This is a genomic window from Poseidonocella sp. HB161398 (assembly GCF_005870025.1).
Lineage (GTDB): Bacteria > Pseudomonadota > Alphaproteobacteria > Rhodobacterales > Rhodobacteraceae > Mangrovicoccus.
Genome location: NZ_VATA01000008.1, coordinates 60421 through 83305, shown reverse-complemented (window position 1 = coordinate 83305; position 22885 = coordinate 60421). Strand labels below are relative to the sequence as shown.

The following is a 22885-nucleotide window of genomic DNA, read 5'->3' as shown; positions in this document are numbered from 1 at the left end:
GGGGGGCCGGGCGGGCCCGGAGCAGGAGGAAAATCATTATGTACGAAGATCTTGCCGGGCGCCGCGTCCTGGTTACCGGATCGACCCAGGGTATCGGCCTGGCGGCCGCACGGGCCTTTGCCGAGGCCGGCGCAAAGGTCTGCCTGAACGGCAGGCGGACGCCCGAGGGACTCGAAACGCTGCTCGAGGGACTCGGCGGCGCCGTCTTCGCGGCGGGCGACCTGTCACGGACAGAGGACTGCGAACGGGTGGTGGAGACCGCGGCGGCACAGCTCGGCGGCATCGACATCCTGGTGAACAACGCAGGCGCGCTGGTCGGGCGCAAGCCGCTGGGAGAGATCGACGACGCGTTCTACGACGCGGTGGGCGACGTCAATTGCCGCTCGGCGCTGATGTGCACCCGCTTCGCCCTGCCCCATCTGAAGCGCTCGGCCGCCGAGCGGGGCGAGATGGCCTCGGTGATCCTGGTGGGCTCGATCGCGGGCAGCACGGGCGGCGGACCCGGCGCGGGCCTCTACGGCGCGGCCAAGGCCTGGCTGCAGAACATCCAGAAGAACTGGGTGACCTTCCACACCGCCGACGGCATCCGCTTCAACACGGTCTCGCCGGGCACGGTCGACACCGCCTTCCATGCCGACAAGGACGCGGCCGGCCGCGCGGCGGTCTCGGCCGGGATCCCGATGGGGCGCTTCGGCCGGCCCGAGGAGATCGCGCCGGCCTTCCTCTTCCTCGCCTCGAACCGCAGCGGCGGCTACGTCACCGGCCAGGTGCTCGAGGTGAATGGCGGCCAGTTCATGCCCTAGCGCGCCGCCGCGGGCCGGACCGGAGTCCGCTCCGGCCCGCGCGCCTCAGACCCGCACGACGCGGCGGTAGACGCCGTTGCGGAAGTTGATCAGCCACAGCATGCCGTTCGGCGCCACCGCCACGCGGCCGCCGGCGCTGCCGATCGACTCGAAATTGCGGCCGTTCCAGTGATAGACCGTGTAGCCGCCGTGCCAGCCATGGTCGGACCCCGCGATCCAGACATTGCCGTCGGCGCCGACGGCGATGTCCACCGCCCCGCCCTGCACCTGGAACCAGCGCTCGCCGAGCCTGCGGAAGATGAAGTTCTGCTCGGTCACCACCCAGGGCTCGCCCTCGGGCGAGACGCTGATCCGGAGCGCCGCCCCGCCGGCATCGACCCAGTCCCCGCCCTCGCGGCGGTAGATGCCGTAGCCGCCCTCGCGCCGGTCGCAGCCGATGATCCAGACGCTGCCATCCGCGCCGATGCCGATGTCGCGCGCCTGCCCCGGCACGGCGCGCCAGCCCTCGGGCGTCAGCCGCGCGATATTGCCCGCGTCATCCACCGTCCAGGGCAGGCCGTCGGGGCCCACCGCGATGCCGGTCCCGGCGCCGCCGCGATCCTCCATGACGCGGCCGTTCCAGCGGTAGATGCCGAAGCCGCCCGGGCGGGGATCGTTGCCGACGACCCAGACGCTGCCATCCGCGCCGATCGCGATGTCGGTGCCGCGGAAGTAGTCGCCATCGAACTCGATCCGCGCCCAGGCCATGGTCTCGGGCTCGTAGAGATGGCACTGCCCGTCCGGCCCCGGCGGCAGGTAGAGCGAGGAGAGCATGTCGGTGCCGCGCTTGCCCGCGCCCGGGGTCTCGCCGAGATCACGCATGGGCGCCTGCCAGGAGGCTGTCCATCGCCTCGACGATCAGCGCGTGGTCGTCTTCCTGGGCCAGGCCCGAGACCATGACGGCGCCCACCGGGCCCTCGCCCTCGACCAGCAGCGGAATGCCGCCGCCAAAGGGCGCGAATTCGGGGAAGGGCAGCCCGGTGTCGCGGGTGAAGTCGCCGCCGCTTTCGGCATGGCGCTGCCGCTCGTAGAAGCTCGAATGGCTGAAGCGCTCGACCACGCGGGCCTTGCCGGCGAGGTACATGTCGTTCTCGGCATTGGTCCCCTCGCGCGCGGCGCGGAAGACGACCCGCCCGAGGCGCCGGACCTCGACGGTGACGGGCAGGTCGCGCGCCTCGGCAAGCTCGAGGATGCGCCTGCCGATGCGGATGCCGTCGCTTTCGGCGAGGCGGGGGAAGACGAAGCGCTTCTCCTGGTCGAGAAGCGTCTGGGCTGAGGGCATTCCAGGCATGGAGATGGTCCTTTCCTTCGGTTGGTGTTGCGGAAGACGATGCGTCGCCAGCGGCACTTGGATCGGTCCAAACCGCGTCGGGAGCGCGGCCGGCAGGCCGCTGGCGACGCCAGGGTCAGCCTTTGACGGCGCCCTGGGTCAGCCCCTCGATGATGTATCGCTGCAGGAAGAAGTAGACGATCACCACCGGGAGCGCGACATAGATGGCCCCGGCCGCGAGCAGGGGCACATTGGTCAGGTACTCGCCCACGAAGGCCCCGAGCCCGGCCGGGGCGGTCCGCTGCAGCGGATCCTGGAGGATGACCAGCGAGACCAGGAACTCGTTCCAGCTCCACAGGAAGAAGAGCACGACGAGCGTGGTGATCGCCGGGCGGCACATCGGGATCAGCACGATCCACAGAAGCTGCATGGCATTGGCGCCGTCGATCCGCGCGGCCTCGACGATCTCGCGGCTGACCCCGGCGAAGACCGCCCGCATCCAGAGCGTCCCGAAGGCGACATAGAGGCCGACCTCGGGCAGGATCACGCCGAGCGGGCTGTCGGTCAGGCCGAGGGCGCGCAGGTTGTAGTAGAGCGGCAGGATCACCGCCTCGAAGGGCAGGACCAGGCCGACGAGCAGGGGCAGGAAGAGTAGCCGCTTGCCGGGGAATTCCATCATGCTGAAGGCGAAGCCGCTGAGCACCGAGAAGACCACGGCGACGGCAACGACGCTGACCGCGATGACGGTGCTGTTCTTGATGAGCACGCCGAAATTGCCCTGCGCCCAGGCCGCGGCGAAATTCGACCATTGCGGATCGGCCGGCAGGCCGAGGCCGATGGCCGGGGCGGATTGCGGCGAGATCGCCACGACGAGGATGCTGTAGAGCGGCAGCAGGATCGCCAGCGCGGCCAGCCCGAGGATCGCATAGCTCACGGTCAGGTTCAGGTTCGCCCGTCTCATCACTTCATCCCCATGATGCGCCGCAGGATCAGCACGGCCGCCAGGATCATCGCGGTCAGAAGCACCGCCATGGCCGCCGCCTGGCCGACCGCCTGGTCGCGGAAGGCCGTCACGTAGATTTCGAAGGCGGGCACGGTGGTGGCCGTGCCGGGGCCGCCCGCGGTGGTGACATAGACCACGTCGAAGGCGCGCAGCCCGCCGACCAGCGTGATGGTGACCGCCACGCCGAGCTCCTGCTTCACGCCGGGCAGCGTCACGGCGAAGAATTCCGCGACCGGGCCCGCGCCGTCGATCCGCGCCGCGTCATAGAGCGAGCTGTCGATCCGGGCGATCCCCGAGAGGAAGAGCACCATGGAGAAGCCGCTGGCCACCCAGGTCATCACCAGCCCCACCGCCAGCAGCGCCCAGTCGAAATCGCCGAGCCAGATGCGGGTGTAGTCCTCCAGCCCGACGGCCGTCAGGATCTGGTTGATGACGCCCTCGAAGCTGTACATCCAGCGCCAGGCCATCCCGGTCACCACCAGCGCGATGACCTGCGGCAGGAAGAGGACGCTGCGGAAGAAGCCCATCCCCGGCAGCTTCCGCCTGGAGATGATCGCCGCCGTCACCAGCCCGGCCGAAACCGGGATGATGCAGAAGAACACGAGGAGCACGCCGACATTCTGCAGCGCCTGCTGGAAATTCGCCGAGGCCAGCACCTGGGCGTAGTTCTGCAGCCCGCGCCATTCGGGCGCCGAGATGCCGTCCCAGGCATGTAGCGAGTACCAGGCCGTCTGCGCCAGCGGGAAGCCGATGAACGACAGCGACATCGCCAGCGCCGGGAAGATGCAGAGATAGGGGGCGTAGCGGCCGCCGATCCCGCTTTTCAGCACGGCACCCTCCCGCTGCGGGCGCAGGGCGCGCTGCGGCTTCCGCCGACCGCGCGCCGCGCCGATATCGCTTGCCAGGCTCATTGCGCATAGGCCCCGGCCCAGTCGTGCTGCATCCGCGCAAGCAGCGCCGCGCTGTCGATGCGGCCGCCATAGAGCTCCTGCAGCCCTCCATTGAGCGTCCGCCCCATGGAGGAGGTGGCCCAGTCGGTATGAAGCGTCAGCCCGCCGCCCTCGCCCGCGCCGAGCACCGCGGTCCAGGCCTCGAGCACCTGGCCCGCGATCGGCAGGTCGCCGTCAACCTCCGCCGGGGCGATTGGCAGCAGCGAAGCGTCATAGAGGATCTGCGCGTTCTCCGGTCGGCCGAAGAAGTCGATCAGGTCGGCGGCGATCTCCGGATGGCGCGACTTCGAGGAGATGCAGAAGGGCTTCTCCGCCGAGCCGCTGGCCCGCGGCTCCGCCCCGGCCTCGGCCGGCGGAAAGAGCACGAAGCCGACATTGTCGCCCATCGCCTCGGCCAGCGTCCCCTGGTACCAGGTCCCCTGCCCCATGAAGACGCCCTCGCCGCGGGCGAAGCGCGCAACGCCATCGTCCCGGCCGAGCCCCGGCGCGCCGCGGTAGATGTACGTCTCCTCCACCCAGTCCCGCACATGCTGCGTCGCGGCCAGCACCCCGGGCGTGTCGATCCGCGCGCCCGCCCGGCCGTAGACAAAGGCCCGCTTCGCCTCCGGAACGGCATGGGCCGAGACCACGCCCTCCCAGAGCTTGGCCAGCGGATCGCCGTCGACATTGCCCATCATCAGGGGCACCTCGCCGGCCTCCTTCGCCGCCGCCAGCGCGGCATCGACATCCGCCATGGTCGCGAAGGCCTCCGGATCGATCCCGAGCGCCTGCGCCTTCGCGCGGTTGTAGTAGAGGCCGATGACATTGCCGCTGATCGGCAGGCCGTAGAGCGTCCCGCTGCCATAGGAGCGGCCGTCGTCGCTCATCCGCGCCTGGTTGACGAGGCTCGGCGACAGCCGGTCCGTCCAGCCGTACTGCGCGGCATAGGGCTCGAGCGGGATGACCAGGCCGGCGGCGACGAGCGGGCCCATCACCGACTGGCCCTGCGGGCACTCGATGATGTCCGGGGCCGAGTCCGAGGACATCACCAGCTTGTAGGTCCGCAGGAAGGCCTCGCTTTCGGTGTATTCCAGCGCGATCTCCACCTCGGGATGCGCCGCGCGGTACCTGTCGATCACCGCCTGGTAGCCGTCGCGGTTCAGCTTCGGCGCCACGGTCCAGAGGCGCAGCTGGACGGGGTCGTCATTGACCATCCCCATGGACGTTCCGGCCGACAGGGCCAGGACCGCCACCGCCATGGATGCCGCGGCCCGGCGCGCGGCCCGGGCCAGCCCGGTGCTCTCGACGCTCTCTTTCTTCATGGTTCCTCCTCCCATCTTGGTCATTCGAGGCGGCGGGCCCGCTCTTCGCGGCGCGGCCCGGCCCCTCCTTCCAGTGCTGCTGCCCAGGGCCGGCCGCAGGGCCGCCGCGCAATCCTCCATTGCGCCCGGTCTCCGGCAGCCGCCGGACGCCAGGCCGGGCCGGGCTCCGCCCGCGGTCAGGACAGTCTCTGTTCGGTCTCCGGATCGAAGAAATGCGCCGCCGCCGCGTCGAAGCGGAGCCCGACGGTGCTGCCGGGGCGCAACTCGACCCGCTCTCGCAGGAGGCAGGCGCAGTCCTGCCCGGCGATCCGGGCGATCACATGGGTCTCGGCCCCGGTCGGCTCGGTCACGAGGATCCGGGCGGGCACGCCGCCGCTGCCGTCCAGCGCGATGCTCTCGGGGCGGATGCCCAGGACCAGCCCGCGGCCTGGCGCCTGCGCCGGCAGGCGCGGCAGCGGGATGAGCGAGCCGTCCTCCAGCCGCAGCCCGCCCGCGCCCGGATCCGGCATGCCGCGGAAGAAATTCATCGACGGCGACCCGATGAAGCCCGCCACGAAGATATTGGCCGGGCGGTCGTAGAGCTCCAGCGGCGCCCCGGCCTGCTCGACCTTGCCGCCGCGCATCACGACGACCTTGTCGGCCATCGTCATCGCCTCGAGCTGGTCATGGGTGACGTAGATGATCGTCGAGCCGAGCCGGTCATGCAGTGCCTTGATCTCCGCCCGCATCTGCACGCGCAGCTTGGCGTCGAGATTCGACAGCGGCTCGTCGAAGAGGAAGACCTTGGGGTTGCGGACGATCGCCCGCCCCATCGCGACGCGCTGGCGCTGGCCGCCCGAAAGCTCGGCGGGCTTGCGCCCGAGCAGCGGCTCCAAGCCGAGGATCTCGGCCGCGCCGCGGACCTTGCGGGCGATCTCCGCCTTGCCGAGCCCGGCCATGCGCAGGGCGAAGCCCATGTTCTGCGCCACGGTCATCTGCGGATAGAGCGCGTAGTTCTGGAACACCATCGCGATGTCGCGCTCCTTCGGCTCGAGCGCGTTGACCCGCGTGCCGCCGATCAGGACATCGCCGCCGCTGATCTCGGAGAGGCCGGCGATCATCCTCAGGAGCGTCGACTTCCCGCAGCCCGACGGGCCGACCAGGATCACGAACTCCCCGGGCGCGATGTCGATGTCGACGCCATGGATGACCTGCAGCTGGCCGAAGGATTTCCGCACGCCGCGGAGCGCGACGGCAGAGGCGGTCGGCCCGGCCCGCTCTGCCGCGGGCCTGTCGAGCACGTCGCCGGAGGTCCCGTTCAGCATGGCCGCCCCGCCCTGTCCGGCAGGCCGCATCCCGCGCCAGGAACCGCGTTCCGGCACACATCTTGCCTCATGTCTTTCTCCTCCCAGAAGGGTCCAACTCGCGAATTGCACGACTTGGACCGTTCCAATTTGTTATCCGGCAGCGCAAACCCGGTCAACTCCTTTGTCGCGCCGGGGGGCGGGTTTCGGCCCGAGCAGCTAGATCTGGCGGATCATCGGCCGGGTGCGGGGCCGGTCGTCGCGCGCACGACCAGCGACGGCTCGACCAGTTCGTCCCGGCGCGGACGGTCGGGAGACTCGATTCTGCCGGCCAGGCACTGGGCGACCAGTCGGCCCATCTCGCGGCCATTGGGATCGACCGTGGTCAGCGACACGTGCCGGATCGAGGACAGGCGCGTATTGTCGAAGCCCGTCACCGACAGATCCTGCGGCACCCTTGCGCCGAGATCGTCGGCAGCGGCCAGGATTCCGAGCGCGCCGAGATCGCTGCCCGCGACGATCGCCGTCGGCGGAACTTCCGCGCCAAGCAGCCGGCGGGCGGCGTCATAGCCCACATCCTCGTTCAGCGGCACGTCGGAGATGTCGGTGCGGATCTCGGCGGAGAGCCCCAGCCGCTCCATCTGCGACAGGTAGGCGGCGAGGCGGGCATTGTCCGAGGTCACCAGCCGGTCACTGCCGTCGACATAGGCGATGCGCCGGTGGCCGAGCGCGCAGAGATGCTCCAGCACCAGCGCGATGCCCTTCTCGTCATCGACATTGACGCAATCGACATTCGGCAGCTCAATCGGGCGGGAGAAGCTCGTGAGCACGGTCGGCACCACGCGCGAGGCGTTCCGCGCCACCTCCTCCACCGGCTGGGTGCCGAGGAAGACCATGCCGTCGACCCGCAGCTCCAGGAAGGCCTCCACCAGCCCGTCTGCCACCTCCGGATCCATCCGCGGATCGGCCAGCAGGGCGCGCACGCCGTGGCGGTCGAGCTCTTCGGAGAGGCCGCGTTCCAGCGCGACCCACCAGGGGTTGGCGACATTCGAGATCACCACCCCGACCGTGTTGGTGCGGCCGGAGACCAGGCTGCGCGCCAGGGCATTCGGGCGGTAACCCAGTTCGCGCGCCGCCTTGAGCACCTCGTCGCGGCGCTTCTCGCTGACCTGCTTCGAGCCGTTCATCACAAGCGAGACCAGGGATTTCGACACCCCGGCGCGTTCGGCGACGCTACGCACGGTCGGGCCCTTGGCGCGCTTGCCGGTCTTCTTTTCCATCCACAACTCCCGTGGCGCTCCGCAGCGGACATCTGCCAGCGGTCGCGTCGTTCCGACGGCATGAATGCCGACGGGACCGCGCCCAGAAAGCACGGTCCCGCCGGTTTTGTAACGATCCAATTTCGGCGCCGTCAAGCGCGCCCTAGCACTTCACATGGCGCCGGAAGATGTCCCCCGCGTCGTTGCAGATCCAGGTGAGCCCGTCGGAAAGCACCGAGATCCGCCGCCCCGCGCCGTCGAGCGTGTCCCAGTCCGTGCCGTGGTACCAGCGGTAGATCCCGTAGCCGCCCTTGCGCGGGTCCGAGCCGACGATCCAGACGCAGCCATGCGCGCTGATGCCGATATCCGTCGCCTCGGCATGGGGCAGCCGCAGCCAGCCGCCATGCACCCGGCGATGGACGTCGCCCTGGTCGTCGACCACCCAGGGACGGCCGTCGGATTCCACCGCGATCCGCCGCGCATGACGCCCCGCCACCGGAGAGGCGCCGTCCTCGTTGATCCAGGCCAGCCCGCGGGCCACCTGCACCCCGCCAGTGCCGTCCGGCAGCGGGTCGAAGCCGATCTCGCCATCCGGCTGCCAGCCCTGCCCCGTCCATCGCTGCAGGTTGAACCCCTCCGCGAGGTCCTCGGCGGCGATGATCCAGACGCTGCCATCCGCGCCGATGCCGATGTCGCGCGCCCGGCCGGGCAGGGTTTCCCAGCCGCCATCGGCGCATCTGGCGATCCGCCCGGTCCGGTCCACCGTCCAGGGCTGCCCCTCCGGCGTCACCGCGATCTCGACGCCGGTGCCGCCCGCCTCGGCCCAGCCGAGACCGGTCCAGCGATAGACCGCGAAGCCGTCCTCGCGCTCCTCTCCTCCCGTGATCCAGACGCTGTCATCCGAGCCTATCCCGATATCCTGCGCGGCGCCCGGCACCTGCTTCCACACCATGATTTCGACGGATCCGTTATGCCCCAAGGCCTGTCCTCCCTCTTCTGCAAGGCGCAGGCACCGGCACGGGCCCTCCTGCCGGAGAGCCCGCGATTCCGGTCCCGCAGCCATTTTGGACCGTTCCAATTTCAATCGCAACCAGTCCCGGAAGGCAAGGCAAAACTGGCGGGACGGCTCCGGAGGGGGACCTGCCGCCCGGAGCCGCGCCGGCTAGTGGGAGATCATCCAGGGGCGCTTCTTCGGGAAGCTCTTCGAGCCGTCGGGGCGGTAGAGCGTGCCCGAGCTCTTCTTCTGCCCGCCGCCCGAGCAGCAGGAACAGCCCGGCCCGTGGCTGGCGCGGCGCGGGCTGTCGGCGCTCTTCTCGTTGACGGCATGGGCGCGGCGGCGGCCGCCATCCATGTTGGCGATCTGCGGCGCCGTGCGCAGGACGCGCGGCGCGGGCGCGGCGCAGACCGGGCAGGTGCAGGGGGCGGCAAAGGCCGACATCGGCTGCAGGGCCTCGAACGGGCCGCAGGCGGGGCAGTCGTAATCGTAGACGGGCATGATCGCTCCGGAACTGTCTGCAGGAAGGGGGCGGCCCGCCGGGGCCGCCCGGACGGGATCACAGATCGGGGGCCAGCGGGACGTCGACCGAGCCGTCGAGGAACTTCGTCGGCCCGTCCGCGCCCGGCATGATGTCGAACTCGAAGATGCCGTTCGGCAGCCAGAGCGTCGCGCAGGCATTCGGCACGTCGACCACGCCCGAGATATGGCCCTGCACCGGGGCGGTGCCGAGGATCGCATAGGCCTGGGCGCCGGTATAGCCGAACTTCTTGAGGTACTCGATCGCGTTCAGGCAGGCCTGGCGGTAGGCGATATGGACGTCGAGATAGTGCTGCTTGCCCTCCTCGTCGACCGAGATGCCCTCGAAGATCAGGTAGTCGTCGTATTTCGGCGTGATCGGCGAGGGAGTGAAGATCGGATTCCTGATCCCGTATTTCTCCATCCCGCCCTTGATCAGCTCGACCCGGATATGCAGCCAGCCGGCCATCTCGATCGCGCCGCAGAAGGTGATCTCGCCATCGCCCTGGCTGAAATGCAGGTCCCCCATCGAGAGCCCCGCCCCGTCGACATAGACCGGGAAGTAGCAGGTCGCACCGCGGCTGAGATCCTTGATGTCGCAATTGCCGCCATGCTCGCGCGGGGGCACGGTGCGCGCGCCCTCCGAGGCGGCCTTCATCTTCTCGTCGCCGGTCAGCTTGCCCATATGCGCCGATTGCGTGGTCGGCAGGTTGGCGAGCCCCGGCACCCGGTCGGGATCGGTCGCCTTCAGCGCCGCCTCGCGGGTGTTCCACATGTCCAGCATCTTGCGGTCGGGCAGGCAGCCGATCAGCCCGGGATGGATCAGCCCCGCGTATTTCACGCCGGGCACGTGGCGCGACTTGGTGAACATCCCCTCGAAATCCCAGATGGATTTCTGCGCCTGCGGGAAATGGTCGGTCAGGAAGCCGCCGCCGTTGTTCTTGGCGAAGAAGCCGTTGAAGCCCCACTGCATCTCCTCCTTGGCGCCGATATCGAGGATATGCACCTTCAGGAGGTCGCCGGGCTCGGCGCCCTTCACGCCGATCGGCCCCGAGAGGTAGTGCACCTGCTCCAGCTCGACATCGCGCACATCGGCCGCGTCGTCATTGTTGAGGATCTGCCCGCCGGTCCAGTCATAGGTCTCGATCTTGAAATCGTCGCCCGGCTCCACCCAGACGGCGATCGGGATGTCGGGATGCCAGCGGTTGTGCACGCAGTCATTGGTGTGCGGGCTCTCGGCGAGATCCACGGAAATCAGGGTGTCAGCCATGGGGCGTCCTTTCTTGGCTTCACTTCAGACGGATAGGAATTTCGAGACCTTGGCCTCGTCGATGCCCGCGCGCGGGCTGTCATGGACGATCTCGCCCTTCTCCAGCACCAGCACCCGGTCGGCGACGTCGAGCGCGAAGCTCAGCACCTGCTCGGAGACGACGATGGTCAGGCCCCGCTCGTCGCGGATGCGGCGCAGCGTGCGGGCCATCTCGCGGATGATCGAGGGCTGGATCCCCTCGGTCGGCTCGTCGAGCAGCAGCACCTTCGGCTCGGAGGCCAGCGCCCGGGCGATGGCAAGCTGCTGCTGCTGCCCGCCCGAGAGGTTGCCGCCGCGGCGGCGGCGCATCTCGAGGAGCACGGGGAAGAGCTCGTAGATGTCCTGCGGCACCTTGGTGCGGCCGGTCACGGTCAGCCCGGTCTCGACATTCTCCTCGACCGTCATCGCCGAGAAGATCTGCCGGCCCTGCGGCACATAGGCGAGGCCGGAGGCGACGCGGGCATGGGGCTTCAGCCCGGCGACGGGCGTCCTGCCGATGTCGATCTCGCCGCTCCTGGCCGGGACGATGCCCATGAGCGTCTTCATCAGCGTGGTCTTGCCCATGCCGTTGCGGCCCATGATGGCGACGATCTGGCCGGGCGAGACGGTCAGGTCCAGCCCGTGCAGCACCTCGGATTCGCCATAGGCCGCGGTCAGGTTGCGGATGCTCAGCATGGTGCTCTCCTCAATGGCCCAGATAGACTTCGACGACCTTGGGATCGGCCTGGACATGGGCCATCGAGCCCTCGCTCAGCATCTTCCCCTGGTGCAGCACGGTGACCCGCGTCGCGATATCGGCGACGAAGCCCATGTCATGCTCGATCACGATGACCGAGCGGTCGGCGATGATCCGGTTCAGGAGCTCCGCCGTCTTGCGCCGCTCGGCGACCGACATGCCCGCGACCGGCTCGTCGAGCATCAGGAGCTCGGGGTCCTGGATCAGCAGCATGCCGATCTCCAGCCACTGCTTCTGCCCGTGGCTGAGGATCGCCGCGCGCTCGTCCAGCATGTCGTCGAGGAAGATCATCCCGGCGATCTCGCGGATCCGCGCCGTGACCTCGGCATCGCGGCGGAAGACCAGCGCGCCCAGCACCGAGTAGCCGCGCGGATAGCTGATCTCGAGGTTCTCGAAGACGGTCAGATCCTCGTAGACGCTGGGGTTCTGGAACTTGCGCCCGACCCCGGCATGGACGATCTGGTCCTCGCGCATCTGGGTCAGGTCCTGCCCCTTGAAGGCGATCTTGCCCGAGGTCGCGCGGGTGCGGCCGCAGATCAGGTCCAGCACCGTGGTCTTGCCCGCGCCGTTCGGCCCGATGATGACGCGGCACTCGTTCGGCTCGACATAGAAGCTCAGGTCGTTCACCGCCTTGAACCCGTCGAAGGACACGGTCAGCCCCTCGACCATCAGCACGAAATTCGGGTTGGCCAATGCGTTCATGATCCGCTCCTCACTCTGCCGGGCTCTGGTCTGCGGCGGGCGCGCGGGCCCGCTCGCGGTGGAGGAAGCCCAGATGCGGGCGGACGAAATCCTGGTAGAGGCCGGCCAGCCCGTTCGGGAAGGCCATCACCACCGCGATGAAGAGCCCGCCGAGGCCCAGGAGCCAGAGCTCGGGGAAGCTCTCCGAGAAGGTGGTCTTGGCCCAGTTCACCAGCAGCGCGCCGTAGACCGCGCCCAGCAGCGACATCCGTCCGCCGACGGCGCAGAAGATCACCATCTCGATCGAGGGGACGATGCCGACCAGCGTCGGCGACATGAACCCGACCTGCAGCGTGAACATCGCGCCGCCGATCGAGGCGAAGGCCGCGCCGAGGCAGAAGACGAAGACCTTGAAGCTGGCCACGTCATAGCCCGAGAAGCGGACCCGGTCCTCGGCGGTGCGCATCGCGATCAGGATCCGCCCGGCCTTCGACTTGCGCACCGCCTGGGCGACGAAGAGGCAGGCGAAAAGCAGGATGCCGTTGACGAAGTAGAGCGTGACCTTGGCGCTGTCGGGGCGGATGTCCCAGCCCAGGAGCGTGCGCAGGTCGGTGATGCCGTTGACCCCGCCGGTATAGCCCTGCTGGCCGATCACCAGGATGGTCATGATCGCCGCCACCGCCTGGGTGATGATCGCGAAATAGACCCCGCCGACGCGGCGCCGGAACATCGCGGTGCCCAGGATGAAGGCGAAGATCGCGGGCACGGCGAGGATCGCGAGGATGGTGAAGCCGAGGCTGTGGAAGGGCTGCCACCAGATCGGCAGCGCGGTGATCTGGTTCCAGTCCATGAAATCCGGGATGCCGGGGGTGGACTGGATGGCGGTGTTCTCGGGCGTCGAGGCCTCGAGCTTGAGGAACATCGCCATGCAGTAGCCGCCGAGGCCGAAGAACACGCCCTGCCCGAGGCTGAGGATGCCGCCCGCCCCCCAGCACAGCACCAGCCCCACCGCGACGAAGGCATAGGTCAGGTACTTGCCGAAGAGGTTCAGCCGGAAGTCGTCGAGGATCGCCGGGAACAGGACGAAGATCACCGCGGCCAGCAGGGCGAAGCCCAGGGCTTCGTCGAGTTCGAAGAGGCGCTGCTTTTTCATCGGGGACCTCACTTGCGCAGCTTGAGGGCGAAGAGGCCCTGGGGCCGCAGCATCAGGATGCCGACCACGGCGAGCAGCGTCAGGACCTTGGCCATCGAGCCCGACAGGAAGAACTCCATGATCGACTGCGCCTGGCTGATCGTGAAGGCCGAGGCGATGGTGCCCAGAAGGCTCGCGGCGCCGCCGAAGACCACGACGAGGAAGGTGTCGACGATGTAGAGCTGTCCCGAGGTCGGCCCGGTGGAGCCGATCATGGTGAAGGCCGCGCCCGCCACGCCCGCCACGCCGCAGCCGATCCCGAAGGTCAGCCGGTCGGTGCGCTCGGTGTCGATGCCGACGGCGCCCGCCATCACCCGGTTCTGGTTGATCGCGCGGACCTGCTGGCCCCAGCGCGAGCGGAACATCATCACGTAGACCGCCGCCGAGATCGCCACGGTCAGCACCATGACGAAGATGCCGTTGATCGGGATCTCGATCAGATCGGTCAGGGGCAGCGATCCCATCATCCAGTCGGGGATGGTCACGCCCACTTCGCGCGCGCCGAAGACCGAGCGGTAGATCTGCTGCAGGATCAGGCTGAGCCCCCAGGTCGCCAGCAGCGTGTCGAGCGGGCGCTTGTAGAGATGCCGGATCATCGCCCATTCGACCGCCATGCCGAGCAGCCCCGCAGCGATGAAGGCGAGGATCATCGCCACGAAGAAGTAGAGGCCGAAGAGGCCCGGCAGCCAGGTCTGGAACACGTGGCTGACCATGTAGGTCACATAGGCCCCGAGGATCATGAACTCGCCATGGGCCATGTTGATGACGCCCATCTGGCCGAAGATGATGGCCAGGCCGAGCGCCATGAGGACGAAGACCGAGAAAAGGATCAGGCCGGCGAATCCCTGCATGGCAAAGATCGCGCCGAGCTCTGACATCGAGTAGCCGGAGAACATGACCGGTGGCTCCTGTGTCGCGCTGCTGAGGGGGAGGAGGCGTCGAACCGGGACCGGCCGGGGGAAACGGCCGGTCCCTCCGCCGGGCTTACTGGTAGCCTTCGGGGAACGGGTTCGGCTCGACGAGGTCCTCGGTCTCGTAGACCACCTCGTACTGGCCGTCGGCCTGGGCGCGGCCGACGCGGGTCTTGGACCACAGGTGGTGGTTCTCGTGGATCTTCACGTAGCCCTCGGGCGCGGTGGGCAGCTCGATGCCGGGGCTGGCCTCGCGCACCTTGTCGACATCGAAGGAGCCCGCCTTCTCGACCGCCGCCTTCCACAGCCAGGGGCCCAGATAGGCCGCCTGCGTGACGTCGCCGATCACCATGTCATCGCCCCACATCTCCTTGAAGGCGGCGACGAAGGCGCGGTTGTTCTCGTTCTTCAGCGACTGGAAGTACTTCATGCAGGCATAGGCGCCCTCGATGTTCTCGCCGCCGATGCCGCGGATCTCGTCCTCGGTGACCGAGATGGTCAGGAGCAGCGGCGCCTCCTTGGTCATGTCGATGCCCGCGGCCTTGAGCTGCTTGTAGAAGGCCACGTTCGAGCCGCCGACGACGATGGCGTAGATCACGTCGGGCTTCTTCAGGCGGATCTTGTTGATGACCGAATTGAACTGGGTATGGCCGAGCGGATAGTACTCCTCGCCGACGACCTCGCAGCCCTCCATGAAGTTCTCGATGTGCTTGCGGGCGATCTTGTTGGAGGTGCGCGGCCAGATGTAGTCCGAGCCGAGCAGGTAGAAGCTCTTGGCGCCCTTGGTCCGGTTCACCCAGTCGAGCCCGGCGATGATCTGCTGCGTCGCCTCCTGGCCGGTATAGATGACGTTCGGGCTCTGCTCGAGGCCCTCGTAGAAGGTCGGATAGTAGAGCATGCCGTTATTCTGCTCGAAGACCGGCAGCACCGCCTTGCGGCTGGCGGAGGTCCAGCAGCCCATCACCGAGGCGACCTTGTCGTTGACCAGGAGCTTGCGCGCCTTTTCGGCGAAGGTCGGCCAGTCGGAGGCGCCGTCCTCCTGGATGAACTCGATCTTGCGGCCGAGGATGCCGCCCTGGGCGTTGATCTGCTCGATGGCGAGCTTTTCCGCCTGGACCGAGCCGGTCTCGGAAATCGCCATCGTGCCGGTGATCGAATGCAGGATGCCGATGGTCACGGTGTCGTCGGTGACTGCCAGGCCGGTGGTGTTGACGGCGGCGGTCGGGAAGTCCTGGGCGCGCAGGAATTTCGGGGTGAAGAGCGACGCCGTCAGCGCCGCGCCGCCCGCCAGCACCGCCCGGCGGTTCGGACCGGATTTCAACGGGTTGGCGGGGGTTTTCTTGTTGTCGGACATGGGGCCTCCACTGCGGGTTCCGTTTTCTTGCCCCGAGCATTCCTCAGCATGCTGCACTGCGGTATACGTTGAATGACGTATGGCCCTGCGCAGAATTCCCCCCTATCCCACTGGGCTCAGGACAGGGACGGCCACCGGCAGCGGCGGGCGCCCGCTCCTGTCCTGCGAGAGGAGCGCCATGACACGGTACCTGGAAGCCACGCCCCCCAAGCGCGAATACAACCAGTGGGTGGCCGACGAGACGATGGAGGATTTCGCGCTGCGCTTCACCGCGAAGCGCGCGCGGCGCTGGTCGGCGGGCCGGGTCGCGAACACCGCCATCGGCTCGATCTCCTTCCTGGCGCTCGAGACGATCGGCGCCGCGCTGACGCTGGGCTTCGGCTTCGAGACGGCGGCGCTGGCCATCCTCGTGGGCGGGGCGATCCTGTTCCTCACCGGGCTGCCGATCAGCTACTACGCGGCGCGCTACGGCACCGATATCGACCTGCTGACCCGCGGGGCGGGCTTCGGCTATATCGGCTCGACCATCACCTCGCTGATCTACGCCACCTTCACCTTCATCTTCTTCGCACTCGAGGCGACGATCCTGGCGCTGGCGCTGGAATTCTGCTTCGGCCTGCCGCTGCCGCTGGGCTACATCCTCAGCGCGCTGGCGATCATCCCGCTGGTCTTCCGCGGCTTCTCCAAGATCTCCCGCTTCCAGGCCTGGACCCAGCCTTTCTGGATCGTGCTGCACCTGCTGCCCTTCCTGCTGCTGCCCTTCGCGGGGGCGGATGCGGCGGCCTGGACCGGCTTCGAGGGGATCCATGCCGGCCATGCCCAGGGGATCGTGGCCTTCGGCGCGGCTTCGGCGGTGGTGCTGTCGCTGATCGCGCAGATCGGCGAGCAGGTCGATTTCCTGCGCTTCCTGCCCGAGCCCCGGAGCGCGGCCGAGCGCCGCCGCTGGTGGCTGGCGCTGCTGGCCGCGGGGCCCGGCTGGGCGGTTCTGGGCGTCGCCAAGATGCTGGCGGGCTCGTTCCTGGCGGTGCTGGCGCTCGGCGCGGGCGTGGGCGCGAGCCACCTGACCGATCCCGCGCATCTCTACTTCACAGCCTTCGACGCGGTGATCCCGGTGCCCTGGCTGGCGCTGGGGCTGACCGGCGCCTTCGTGATCCTGTCGCAGCTCAAGATCAACGTCACCAATGCCTATGCCGGCTCGATCGCCTGGTCGAACTTCTTCTCGCGCGTCACCCACAGCCATCCCGGCCGGGTGGTGTGGCTGTTCTTCAATGTCGGCATCGCCTACCTGCTGATGCAGTTCGGCGTCTTCGCCGCGCTGGAATCGACGCTGGCGGCGTTCTCCAACGTGGCGCTGGCCTGGATCGGCGCGCTGGTGGCCGATCTGGTCGTCAACAAGCCGCTCGGGCTCAGCCCCAAGGGGATCGAGTTCCGCCGCGCCTATCTCTACGACCTGAACCCGGTGGGAATCGGCGCCTCGGGCATCGCGGTGATCGCGGGCTTCGCCGCCAATGGCGGGGTGTTCGGCCCGGTCGGCGCAGCGCTCTCGGCCTTCATCGCGCTCGGCACCGCCTTCCTGGCCGCGCCCTGCATCGCCTGGGCGACACGCGGCCGCTACTACCTGGCGCGCCCGGCGGCGCCCGACGCCCCCGCCGCGGAAGAGACCGCCTGCTGCGTCTGCGGCTACCAGTTCGAGGCGCCGGACATGGCGCACTGCCCCTTCTACAGCGGCCCGATCTGCTCGCTCTGCTGCTCGCTGGAAAGCTCCTGCAACGACAGCTGCAAGCCGCATGGCCGGGCGGGCGTGATGCTGCGCAGCCTGGTGGAGACAAGCCTGCCGCCCGCGGCAGGCAAGATCCTGACCTCGCGGCTCGGGCTCTTCGTGCTGCATTTCTCTGCGCTCAGCGGCGGCGTCGCGCTGCTCCTGTGGTATCTCGGGACCCGGCGCGACGCCGGCAACTTCACCGCGATCCTGCTGACCATCTTCTGCATCGCCATGGTGCTGATCGGCATCGGCGTCTGGCTCTTCATCCTGATCGAGGAGGCCCGCGCCAAGGCCAACGAGGAGGCCGAGCGCCAGACCTCGCGGCTCCTGCGCGAGATCCGCGCGCATGAGCGCACCGACCGCGCCCTGCAGGAGGCCAAGGACAAGGCGGAGGCGGCGAATTCCGCCAAGACCCGCTATCTTGCCGGGCTCAGCCACGAGCTGCGCACGCCGCTCAACGCGATCTTCGGCTTCGCCCAGATCATCGAGGCCGATCCCGGCATCCCGCCGCGGCGGCGCGAGGCGGTTTCGACCATCCGCCGCTCTTCCGAGCATCTCGCCGGGCTGATCGAGGGGCTGCTCGACATCTCGAAGATCGAGGTCGGCCGCATCGATCTCAGCCGCGACCGGATCAACCTGCCGGCCTTCCTCGGCCAGATCGCCGAGCTCTTCGAGCTGCGCGCCCGCGAGAAGAACCTGGATTTCGTGATCCGCACCTCGGGCAAGCTGCCGACCTGGATCATCGCCGACGAGAAGCGGCTGCGCCAGATCTTCATCAACCTGCTCAGCAACGCCATCCGCTACACCGACCGGGGCACGGTGACGCTGAATTTCCGCTACCGCAACGAGATCGCCCGGATCGAGGTCAGCGATACCGGCATCGGCATCGAGCCCTCGCAGCTGGAGCGCATCTGGCTGCCCTTCGAGCGCGGCGCCAGTTCCGGGCGCAACGGCTCGGGGCTGGGGCTGACCATCACCCGGCTGCTGGTCGAGATCACCGGCGGCGAGATCACGGTGGAGAGCCGCCCCGGCGAGGGCAGCAGCTTCCGCGTGCGCATGATGCTGCCCTCGGTCCCCGACCATGCCGAGCGCCAGACCACCAGCGAGGGGCTGCGCGCGCCGCGCCGCGCCATCGGCTATGCCGGGCGGCGGCGGACGCTGATGATCGTCGATGACGACCTGAACCACCTGCGCCTCTTCGAAAGCTATTTCCGCCCGGCCGGCTTCAATGTCGTCGCCGCCCCGGATGCCGAGACCGCGACGCGGCTCTTGCAGGATATCGGGCCGGACCTCTTCGTCCTGGACATCGACCTGCCCGGCGAGGACGGCTGGAGCTTCGCCCACCGGCTGCGCCGCGAGGGCTACCGCGCGACGCCGGTGCTGATGTGCTCGGGCCATGCGCTCGAGGCGGGGCAGCACGATCCCGGCGACGGGGTCTGCGACGCCTTCGTCACCAAGCCCTACAACCTCGCCGAGCTGCTCGAGACGATTGCCGCGCTCCTCAAGCTCGTGCTGGAATACGAGCCGCCGCCCCCGGCCCCCGCGCCCGACACGCTGCTGCGCCAGCGCATCCCGGCGGCGGATCTGGCGCTGCTGGCCGAAAGCGCGCGGATCGGCCATGCCCGCGGGCTGGAGGCGCGGCTCGACGCGATCGAGGCGCGCGGCGACGGCACCGGGGCGCAGATCGGCGAGCTGCGCGGCATGCTTCAGGACTACCGGATGGACGAGATAGAGGGGAAGTTGCAGGAATGGATGGAAGCATGACGCCCTTGGCGGCGAACCGGCCCTCGATCGCGCTGATCGTCGACGACGATCCGGGATCGGTGCGGATGGTCTCCACCGCGCTGGAGGAAAGCGGCACGACCGTGCTTGTCGCCCGCAACGGCGAGGCCGCGATCGAGCTGGTGCGCCGCATCTCGCCCGACGTGATCCTGATGGACGCGATGATGCCCGGGATCGACGGGTTCGAGACCTGCCGCCGGCTGAAGGCCCCGCCCTTGATGATCGAGGCGCCGATCATCTTCATGACCGGCCTCTCGGGCACCGAGGACATCCGCCGCGGGCTTGCCGCGGGCGGGGTCGACTATGTCTCGAAGCCGGTGCGCGTCGACGAGGTGATCGCCCGCGTCACCGTCCATACCGTCAATGCCCGCCAGCTTTCGGCCGCCCGGGCCGCGCTGGATTCCGGCGGCCGCTCGATCTTCGTCTCCGATGCCGCCGGGCGGGTCTCCTGGGCGACGCCGCTGGCGCGCGAGGCGCTGACCGCGGGCGGGGCGCTGACCGTGTCGCAGGCGATCGGCGATGCCGAGATGTCCGGCTGGATCGGCAGCCTCGCAGGGCGCGCGGTCTCCGAGGTCGCGGCCTTCGAGCGGCCGGGCGGTCGCTGCGAGTTCATGGGCACCACCGCCGACGGGCAGTTCCTGATCCGCTTCCTTGCCGAGCCGCGGCTCGGCCGCCGCGAGACGCTGGCGCAGCGCTTCGACCTGACCCAGCGCGAGGCCGAGGTGCTGCTCTGGCTGACCCGCGGCAAGACCAACAAGGACATCGCCGAGATCCTGGAGCTGAGCGCCCGCACCGTGAACAAGCATCTCGAGCAGGTCTTCCAGAAAATGGGCGTCGACAACCGCACCGCGGCGGCGCTGCTCGCCGACCGGGCGATCTCGGGGCTCTAGCAGGCGCCGCGCCGCCGGGCGCTCCGATCCCCGCGCCCGGCGGCGGGGATCACTGCGGCAGGGCCACGGTGAAATAGGGCCCTGCCGCATCGGCGCCCGAGCCCGCGGGCGCGGGAACGGCATGGGCGACGGGCGGCGCGGCGCGCAGGAAGGCGATCAGCGCCGCCAGGTCGTCCGGCGCCAGCCCGGCATAGCCCGGCCATGGCATCACCGGCGCCAGCTCCCGCCCGTCGGGACGCACCCCCCGGGTCAGCGCGGCGGCGATTTCCGCATCGCTCCAGCCGCCCAGCCCGGTTTCCGCGTCCGGCGTCAGGTTCGGCGGCCAGACGATGCCGTAGCCCGGCACCTCGAAGCCGACCGAGCCGCCCGAAAGCCCGGCTCCGGGCAGGGGCGCGCCATCGGCGCCGCGCGGCATGTGGCAGCCGGCGCAGTCCATCAGCCGCGCCAGGTAGGCGCCGCGCTCGACCGGTCCCTCTCCAGCTGGGGCGGCGGCGGGCAGGCAGGCGGCCATCGCAAGGACGGCGAAGCGGCGGGATATCTGAGACATGGAAAGATCCTTTCTTTGGTTGCGGTTATCGGGACGGGAGGGCCGGGCGGCGCAGCCCGCCGGTCATGGCCAGCGCGCCCGAGGGCAGCGGCGCCGCGGCCGGTCCGGCGGCGGGGCCGTCCTCCCAGGCAGTGGCGATGGCCGGCATCGCGATGACGATCGAGACGGTCTCGCACGGCAGGACATTGGCATTGACGGTGGTGGCGATGCCCTCCGGCCGACCGATCTGGACGCCGGACCCGGATCCCCGCTCCAGCCATAGGCGGCCTGCTGCAAGAGGGTGCCGTCGGCGCGCAGCGTCTCCTGGCAGACCGGGATGCCGGCCGTCGCCGTGGCCAGCGCGCCCGAGAGCCCCTCCGCCGCGGAGGTGCCGGGATCGAGGAAGCGCCGGAAGGCGCTGTAGACGACATCCGGGCGGCTGCCGCGATTGGCGAATCTGATCCGGTCGCGGGGAAAGAACTGCACCCCCGCCCGGTCCTGCGGCTGGCGGCTGCGCGCCTGGGTGCCCGCGCGGGCGAGAACGCCCGGCGCCAGATCTTCCGTGGCGACCGCGCCGCGGCCCTCGGCCGAGCCTTCTCCGGCGGGCGCCAGTCGGGCGGGACGGAATGGGAGCGCAGCGAGACCAGCTTGTCGCGGGCCGCGGACGGCGCCAGCAGGCAGAGCGCGCCGGGAAGGTACGGGAAACGGGTCATACGAAAATGCCCTTCGGACATCGGCGGGGACCGGGGTCAGGCGGGTTCCGCCGCCCCGGCGCCGAGCGGCAGCCCGGCAATGTCGCGGCGGAAGAGCCCGGCCGGGTCGTAGCGGGCGCGCAGCGCCAGAAGCCGGTCGAGCGCGGCGGGAGAATAGGCCTGGCGGATGCGGCCGGGCCGGGCCAGATCGGCCTCGCCGACATAGACCCCGCGCGTCACCGGCGCTGCCGCCTCCGCCACGCCGCGCATCCAGCCGGTGCCCTCGGCATCCGCCGCCGGGTCCTGCCAGAGGCTGTAGACCGCGCCGAAGGCCCGCGCCCGCATCGAGAAGGCGCCGTCTCCGGGCAGGGGCGCCCGCTCGGACGGCAGCGTGGCGATGGCATGGCACTCGGGCGTCGGCGCCCGCTCCACCCCGCGGGCCAGCGCGGCGAAGAGTGCGGCGGGCGCATCGCTCCAGAGCGCGTCGACCGCCATGCGGCGGCCCTCGGGATAGGCGGCGTCGACCGTGTCGTAGAGCGTGGCGAAGGGCGTCGGCATCGCGGGCCCCTGCCCGATCGCGCCGGCCGGGGCGCTCTGCGCCACCTCCGCCAGCACCCTGTCCGCCTCCTCCCCGTCACGGGCGAAGACCGTGGCGATGCCGATCGCCAGATGCGCGGCGCGGTCGGCGAAGGGCGGCGGCGCGGGGCAGAACTTGGCGGTCATCTCGAGGCAGGCGGGCGCCTCTGCCGCCAGCCGCTCCATCCAGCCGGCCAGCGCCTCCGCCCGGCCCGAGGGGTAGATATGCAGAGCGGTGCAGATCGCCCCCGGCGCCTCCTGCAGCCGCAGCCGGTAGCCGGTGACGATCCCGGGAAAGAGCGGCCCGCCGCCCTGCGCCGCCCAGAAGAGCCCGGGATGCTCGGCGGCGCTGGCCGAGACCAGCCGGCCGTCGGCCAGCACCGCCTCGAGGCTCTCGACGGAGAAGCAGGCCACGCCCCAGGACCCGGCATTCCAGCCCAGCCCGCCGCCCAGCAGGTAGCCGCTGAGCGGCACGCTGCCGCAATGGCCCAGGGGGAAGGCGAGCCCGGCCGCATCGAGCGCCGCGGCCATGCGCCGGTTGGTGGCGGCGGGCCCGGCCTCGGCGCGGCGCCGGACCGGATCGATGCGGATCGCGTCCAGGCGGCGCAGGTCGATCACCATCCCGGCCTGCTGCGCGACGCCCGACCAGTTATGGCCGCCGCCCCGCGCCGACACGGCCAGCCCTTCGGCGGCGGCATAGCGCACCGCGCGGCGGACATCCTCGGCATCGGCCGCCTCGACGATCAGCCGGGGCCGGCGGGCGGGCTTGCGCCCGTTGAAGAGCAGCGCGTCGCAGATCGCCGGATAGCCGGGATCGCGGTCGGAGACGACGGTGCCGCGCACCGCCGACCTGAGGGTCTCGAGTTCCATGTCGTCATCCTGTCGGCGGGCCCCGGGCCGGGGCCGGTTGCGGGAGCGGGCGCCGATGCCGGGCCGCTCGCGATGCCGGAGGAATAGCGCGGCGGGGCCGCCGGGGCTTGCTAAGACATCCCGCGCGGAATGCTAAAAGACCGCTAAAAGACGCCGCCCGGACCTGCCGCGGGTTCGCGGATG

The 22885-nt window shown here is 69.7% G+C and carries 20 protein-coding genes; 3 read left to right on the top strand and 17 right to left on the bottom strand.

All coding sequences use genetic code 11. The features are described 5' to 3' along the window. The first annotated feature begins 38 nt into the window (after positions 1 to 38). The gene (locus FGX59_RS08775) at positions 39 to 803 is read left to right on the top strand and encodes an SDR family NAD(P)-dependent oxidoreductase (protein WP_138466156.1); all 765 of its coding nucleotides are present in this window, start codon (positions 39 to 41) and stop codon (positions 801 to 803) included. Positions 804 to 848: 45 nt separating this feature from the next. Here the strand turns inward: FGX59_RS08775 and FGX59_RS08770 are convergent, their stop codons facing one another. The 15 genes from FGX59_RS08770 to urtA all read right to left on the bottom strand — a co-directional run bounded on the left by FGX59_RS08770 (position 849) and on the right by urtA (position 15604). After that, a complete protein-coding gene (locus tag FGX59_RS08770) occupies positions 849 to 1664 on the bottom strand; it encodes a tectonin domain-containing protein (protein WP_138466155.1) in 816 nt (271 codons plus the stop codon). After that, entirely contained in the window at positions 1657 to 2133 is a 477-nt protein-coding gene (locus FGX59_RS08765; RefSeq protein ID WP_138466154.1) for a heme-degrading domain-containing protein, read from the bottom strand. The genes FGX59_RS08770 and FGX59_RS08765 overlap by 8 nt, the downstream gene beginning before the upstream one ends. Positions 2134 to 2248: 115 nt before the next feature. Next, entirely contained in the window at positions 2249 to 3073 is an 825-nt protein-coding gene (locus FGX59_RS08760; RefSeq protein ID WP_138466153.1) for a carbohydrate ABC transporter permease, read from the bottom strand. Further along, on the bottom strand, positions 3073 to 3945 hold the full coding sequence (locus FGX59_RS08755; protein WP_206078325.1) for a carbohydrate ABC transporter permease: 873 nt from the start codon (positions 3943 to 3945) through the stop codon (positions 3073 to 3075). The genes FGX59_RS08760 and FGX59_RS08755 overlap by 1 nt, the downstream gene beginning before the upstream one ends. 77 nt (positions 3946 to 4022) lie before the next feature. Next, complete coding sequence (locus tag FGX59_RS08750) at positions 4023 to 5366, bottom strand: extracellular solute-binding protein (protein WP_171060574.1); 1344 nt, start codon at positions 5364 to 5366, stop codon at positions 4023 to 4025. Between the two features lie 176 nt (positions 5367 to 5542). Next, positions 5543 to 6670, bottom strand: a complete 1128-nt coding sequence (locus FGX59_RS08745) for an ABC transporter ATP-binding protein (RefSeq protein WP_138466150.1) — start codon at positions 6668 to 6670, stop codon at positions 5543 to 5545. 212 nt (positions 6671 to 6882) lie between these two features. Continuing rightward, a complete protein-coding gene (locus FGX59_RS08740; RefSeq protein WP_138466149.1) occupies positions 6883 to 7929 on the bottom strand; it encodes a LacI family DNA-binding transcriptional regulator in 1047 nt (348 codons plus the stop codon). 142 nt (positions 7930 to 8071) lie between these two features. Then, the gene (locus tag FGX59_RS08735) at positions 8072 to 8860 is read right to left on the bottom strand and encodes a hypothetical protein (protein WP_138466148.1); all 789 of its coding nucleotides are present in this window, start codon (positions 8858 to 8860) and stop codon (positions 8072 to 8074) included. Positions 8861 to 9070: 210 nt separating this feature from the next. After that, the gene (locus tag FGX59_RS08730; RefSeq protein WP_138466147.1) at positions 9071 to 9403 is read right to left on the bottom strand and encodes an FmdB family zinc ribbon protein; all 333 of its coding nucleotides are present in this window, start codon (positions 9401 to 9403) and stop codon (positions 9071 to 9073) included. 58 nt (positions 9404 to 9461) lie between these two features. After that, complete coding sequence (gene fmdA, locus FGX59_RS08725) at positions 9462 to 10691, bottom strand: formamidase (RefSeq protein WP_138466146.1); 1230 nt, start codon at positions 10689 to 10691, stop codon at positions 9462 to 9464. A gap of 24 nt (positions 10692 to 10715) precedes the next feature. Continuing rightward, the gene (urtE, locus tag FGX59_RS08720) at positions 10716 to 11405 is read right to left on the bottom strand and encodes an urea ABC transporter ATP-binding subunit UrtE (RefSeq protein ID WP_138466145.1); all 690 of its coding nucleotides are present in this window, start codon (positions 11403 to 11405) and stop codon (positions 10716 to 10718) included. A 10-nt stretch (positions 11406 to 11415) separates the two neighbouring features. Then, positions 11416 to 12168 carry an urea ABC transporter ATP-binding protein UrtD gene (gene urtD, locus FGX59_RS08715; protein ID WP_138466144.1) on the bottom strand — a complete coding sequence of 251 codons (753 nt, stop codon included), beginning with the start codon at positions 12166 to 12168 and terminating at the stop codon, positions 11416 to 11418. Between the two features lie 10 nt (positions 12169 to 12178). Then, on the bottom strand, positions 12179 to 13300 hold the full coding sequence (urtC, locus tag FGX59_RS08710; protein WP_138466143.1) for an urea ABC transporter permease subunit UrtC: 1122 nt from the start codon (positions 13298 to 13300) through the stop codon (positions 12179 to 12181). Positions 13301 to 13308: 8 nt separating this feature from the next. Continuing rightward, a complete protein-coding gene (urtB, locus tag FGX59_RS08705; protein WP_138466142.1) occupies positions 13309 to 14235 on the bottom strand; it encodes an urea ABC transporter permease subunit UrtB in 927 nt (308 codons plus the stop codon). Positions 14236 to 14323: 88 nt separating this feature from the next. Then, the gene (urtA, locus tag FGX59_RS08700; RefSeq protein ID WP_138466141.1) at positions 14324 to 15604 is read right to left on the bottom strand and encodes an urea ABC transporter substrate-binding protein; all 1281 of its coding nucleotides are present in this window, start codon (positions 15602 to 15604) and stop codon (positions 14324 to 14326) included. 178 nt (positions 15605 to 15782) lie between these two features. On the opposite strand from urtA, the gene FGX59_RS08695 reads away from it, so the two are divergent. Continuing rightward, positions 15783 to 19130 (top strand): ATP-binding protein, encoded by a 3348-nt coding sequence (locus tag FGX59_RS08695; protein WP_138466140.1) that lies wholly within the window; start codon positions 15783 to 15785, stop codon positions 19128 to 19130. After that, positions 19127 to 20038 carry a DNA-binding response regulator gene (locus FGX59_RS08690; protein ID WP_138466139.1) on the top strand — a complete coding sequence of 304 codons (912 nt, stop codon included), beginning with the start codon at positions 19127 to 19129 and terminating at the stop codon, positions 20036 to 20038. Before FGX59_RS08695 ends, FGX59_RS08690 begins: the two co-directional genes overlap by 4 nt. Before the next feature lie 49 nt (positions 20039 to 20087). Here the strand turns inward: FGX59_RS08690 and FGX59_RS08685 are convergent, their stop codons facing one another. Continuing rightward, positions 20088 to 20585 (bottom strand): c-type cytochrome, encoded by a 498-nt coding sequence (locus FGX59_RS08685; protein ID WP_138466138.1) that lies wholly within the window; start codon positions 20583 to 20585, stop codon positions 20088 to 20090. Positions 20586 to 21313: 728 nt separating this feature from the next. Beyond that, positions 21314 to 22702 (bottom strand): FAD-binding oxidoreductase, encoded by a 1389-nt coding sequence (locus FGX59_RS08680; protein WP_138466137.1) that lies wholly within the window; start codon positions 22700 to 22702, stop codon positions 21314 to 21316. Positions 22703 to 22885 lie beyond the last annotated feature (183 nt).

Bases quoted from the DNA above. Each gene is read 5' to 3' on its own strand.
- FGX59_RS08775 (WP_138466156.1), top strand. From the start codon at position 39: ATGTACGAAGATCTTGCCGGGCGCCGCGTCCTGGTTACCGGATCGACC.
- FGX59_RS08770 (WP_138466155.1), bottom strand. From the start codon at position 1,664: ATGCGTGATCTCGGCGAGACCCCGGGCGCGGGCAAGCGCGGCACCGAC.
- FGX59_RS08765 (WP_138466154.1), bottom strand. From the start codon at position 2,133: ATGCCTGGAATGCCCTCAGCCCAGACGCTTCTCGACCAGGAGAAGCGC.
- FGX59_RS08760 (WP_138466153.1), bottom strand. From the start codon at position 3,073: ATGAGACGGGCGAACCTGAACCTGACCGTGAGCTATGCGATCCTCGGG.
- FGX59_RS08750 (WP_171060574.1), bottom strand. From the start codon at position 5,366: ATGAAGAAAGAGAGCGTCGAGAGCACCGGGCTGGCCCGGGCCGCGCGC.
- FGX59_RS08745 (WP_138466150.1), bottom strand. From the start codon at position 6,670: ATGCTGAACGGGACCTCCGGCGACGTGCTCGACAGGCCCGCGGCAGAG.
- FGX59_RS08740 (WP_138466149.1), bottom strand. From the start codon at position 7,929: ATGGAAAAGAAGACCGGCAAGCGCGCCAAGGGCCCGACCGTGCGTAGC.
- FGX59_RS08735 (WP_138466148.1), bottom strand. From the start codon at position 8,860: ATGGTGTGGAAGCAGGTGCCGGGCGCCGCGCAGGATATCGGGATAGGC.
- FGX59_RS08730 (WP_138466147.1), bottom strand. From the start codon at position 9,403: ATGCCCGTCTACGATTACGACTGCCCCGCCTGCGGCCCGTTCGAGGCC.
- fmdA (WP_138466146.1), bottom strand. From the start codon at position 10,691: ATGGCTGACACCCTGATTTCCGTGGATCTCGCCGAGAGCCCGCACACC.
- urtE (WP_138466145.1), bottom strand. From the start codon at position 11,405: ATGCTGAGCATCCGCAACCTGACCGCGGCCTATGGCGAATCCGAGGTG.
- urtD (WP_138466144.1), bottom strand. From the start codon at position 12,168: ATGAACGCATTGGCCAACCCGAATTTCGTGCTGATGGTCGAGGGGCTG.
- urtC (WP_138466143.1), bottom strand. From the start codon at position 13,300: ATGAAAAAGCAGCGCCTCTTCGAACTCGACGAAGCCCTGGGCTTCGCC.
- urtB (WP_138466142.1), bottom strand. From the start codon at position 14,235: ATGTTCTCCGGCTACTCGATGTCAGAGCTCGGCGCGATCTTTGCCATG.
- urtA (WP_138466141.1), bottom strand. From the start codon at position 15,604: ATGTCCGACAACAAGAAAACCCCCGCCAACCCGTTGAAATCCGGTCCG.
- FGX59_RS08695 (WP_138466140.1), top strand. From the start codon at position 15,783: ATGACACGGTACCTGGAAGCCACGCCCCCCAAGCGCGAATACAACCAG.
- FGX59_RS08690 (WP_138466139.1), top strand. From the start codon at position 19,127: ATGACGCCCTTGGCGGCGAACCGGCCCTCGATCGCGCTGATCGTCGAC.
- FGX59_RS08685 (WP_138466138.1), bottom strand. From the start codon at position 20,585: ATGTCTCAGATATCCCGCCGCTTCGCCGTCCTTGCGATGGCCGCCTGC.
- FGX59_RS08680 (WP_138466137.1), bottom strand. From the start codon at position 22,702: ATGGAACTCGAGACCCTCAGGTCGGCGGTGCGCGGCACCGTCGTCTCC.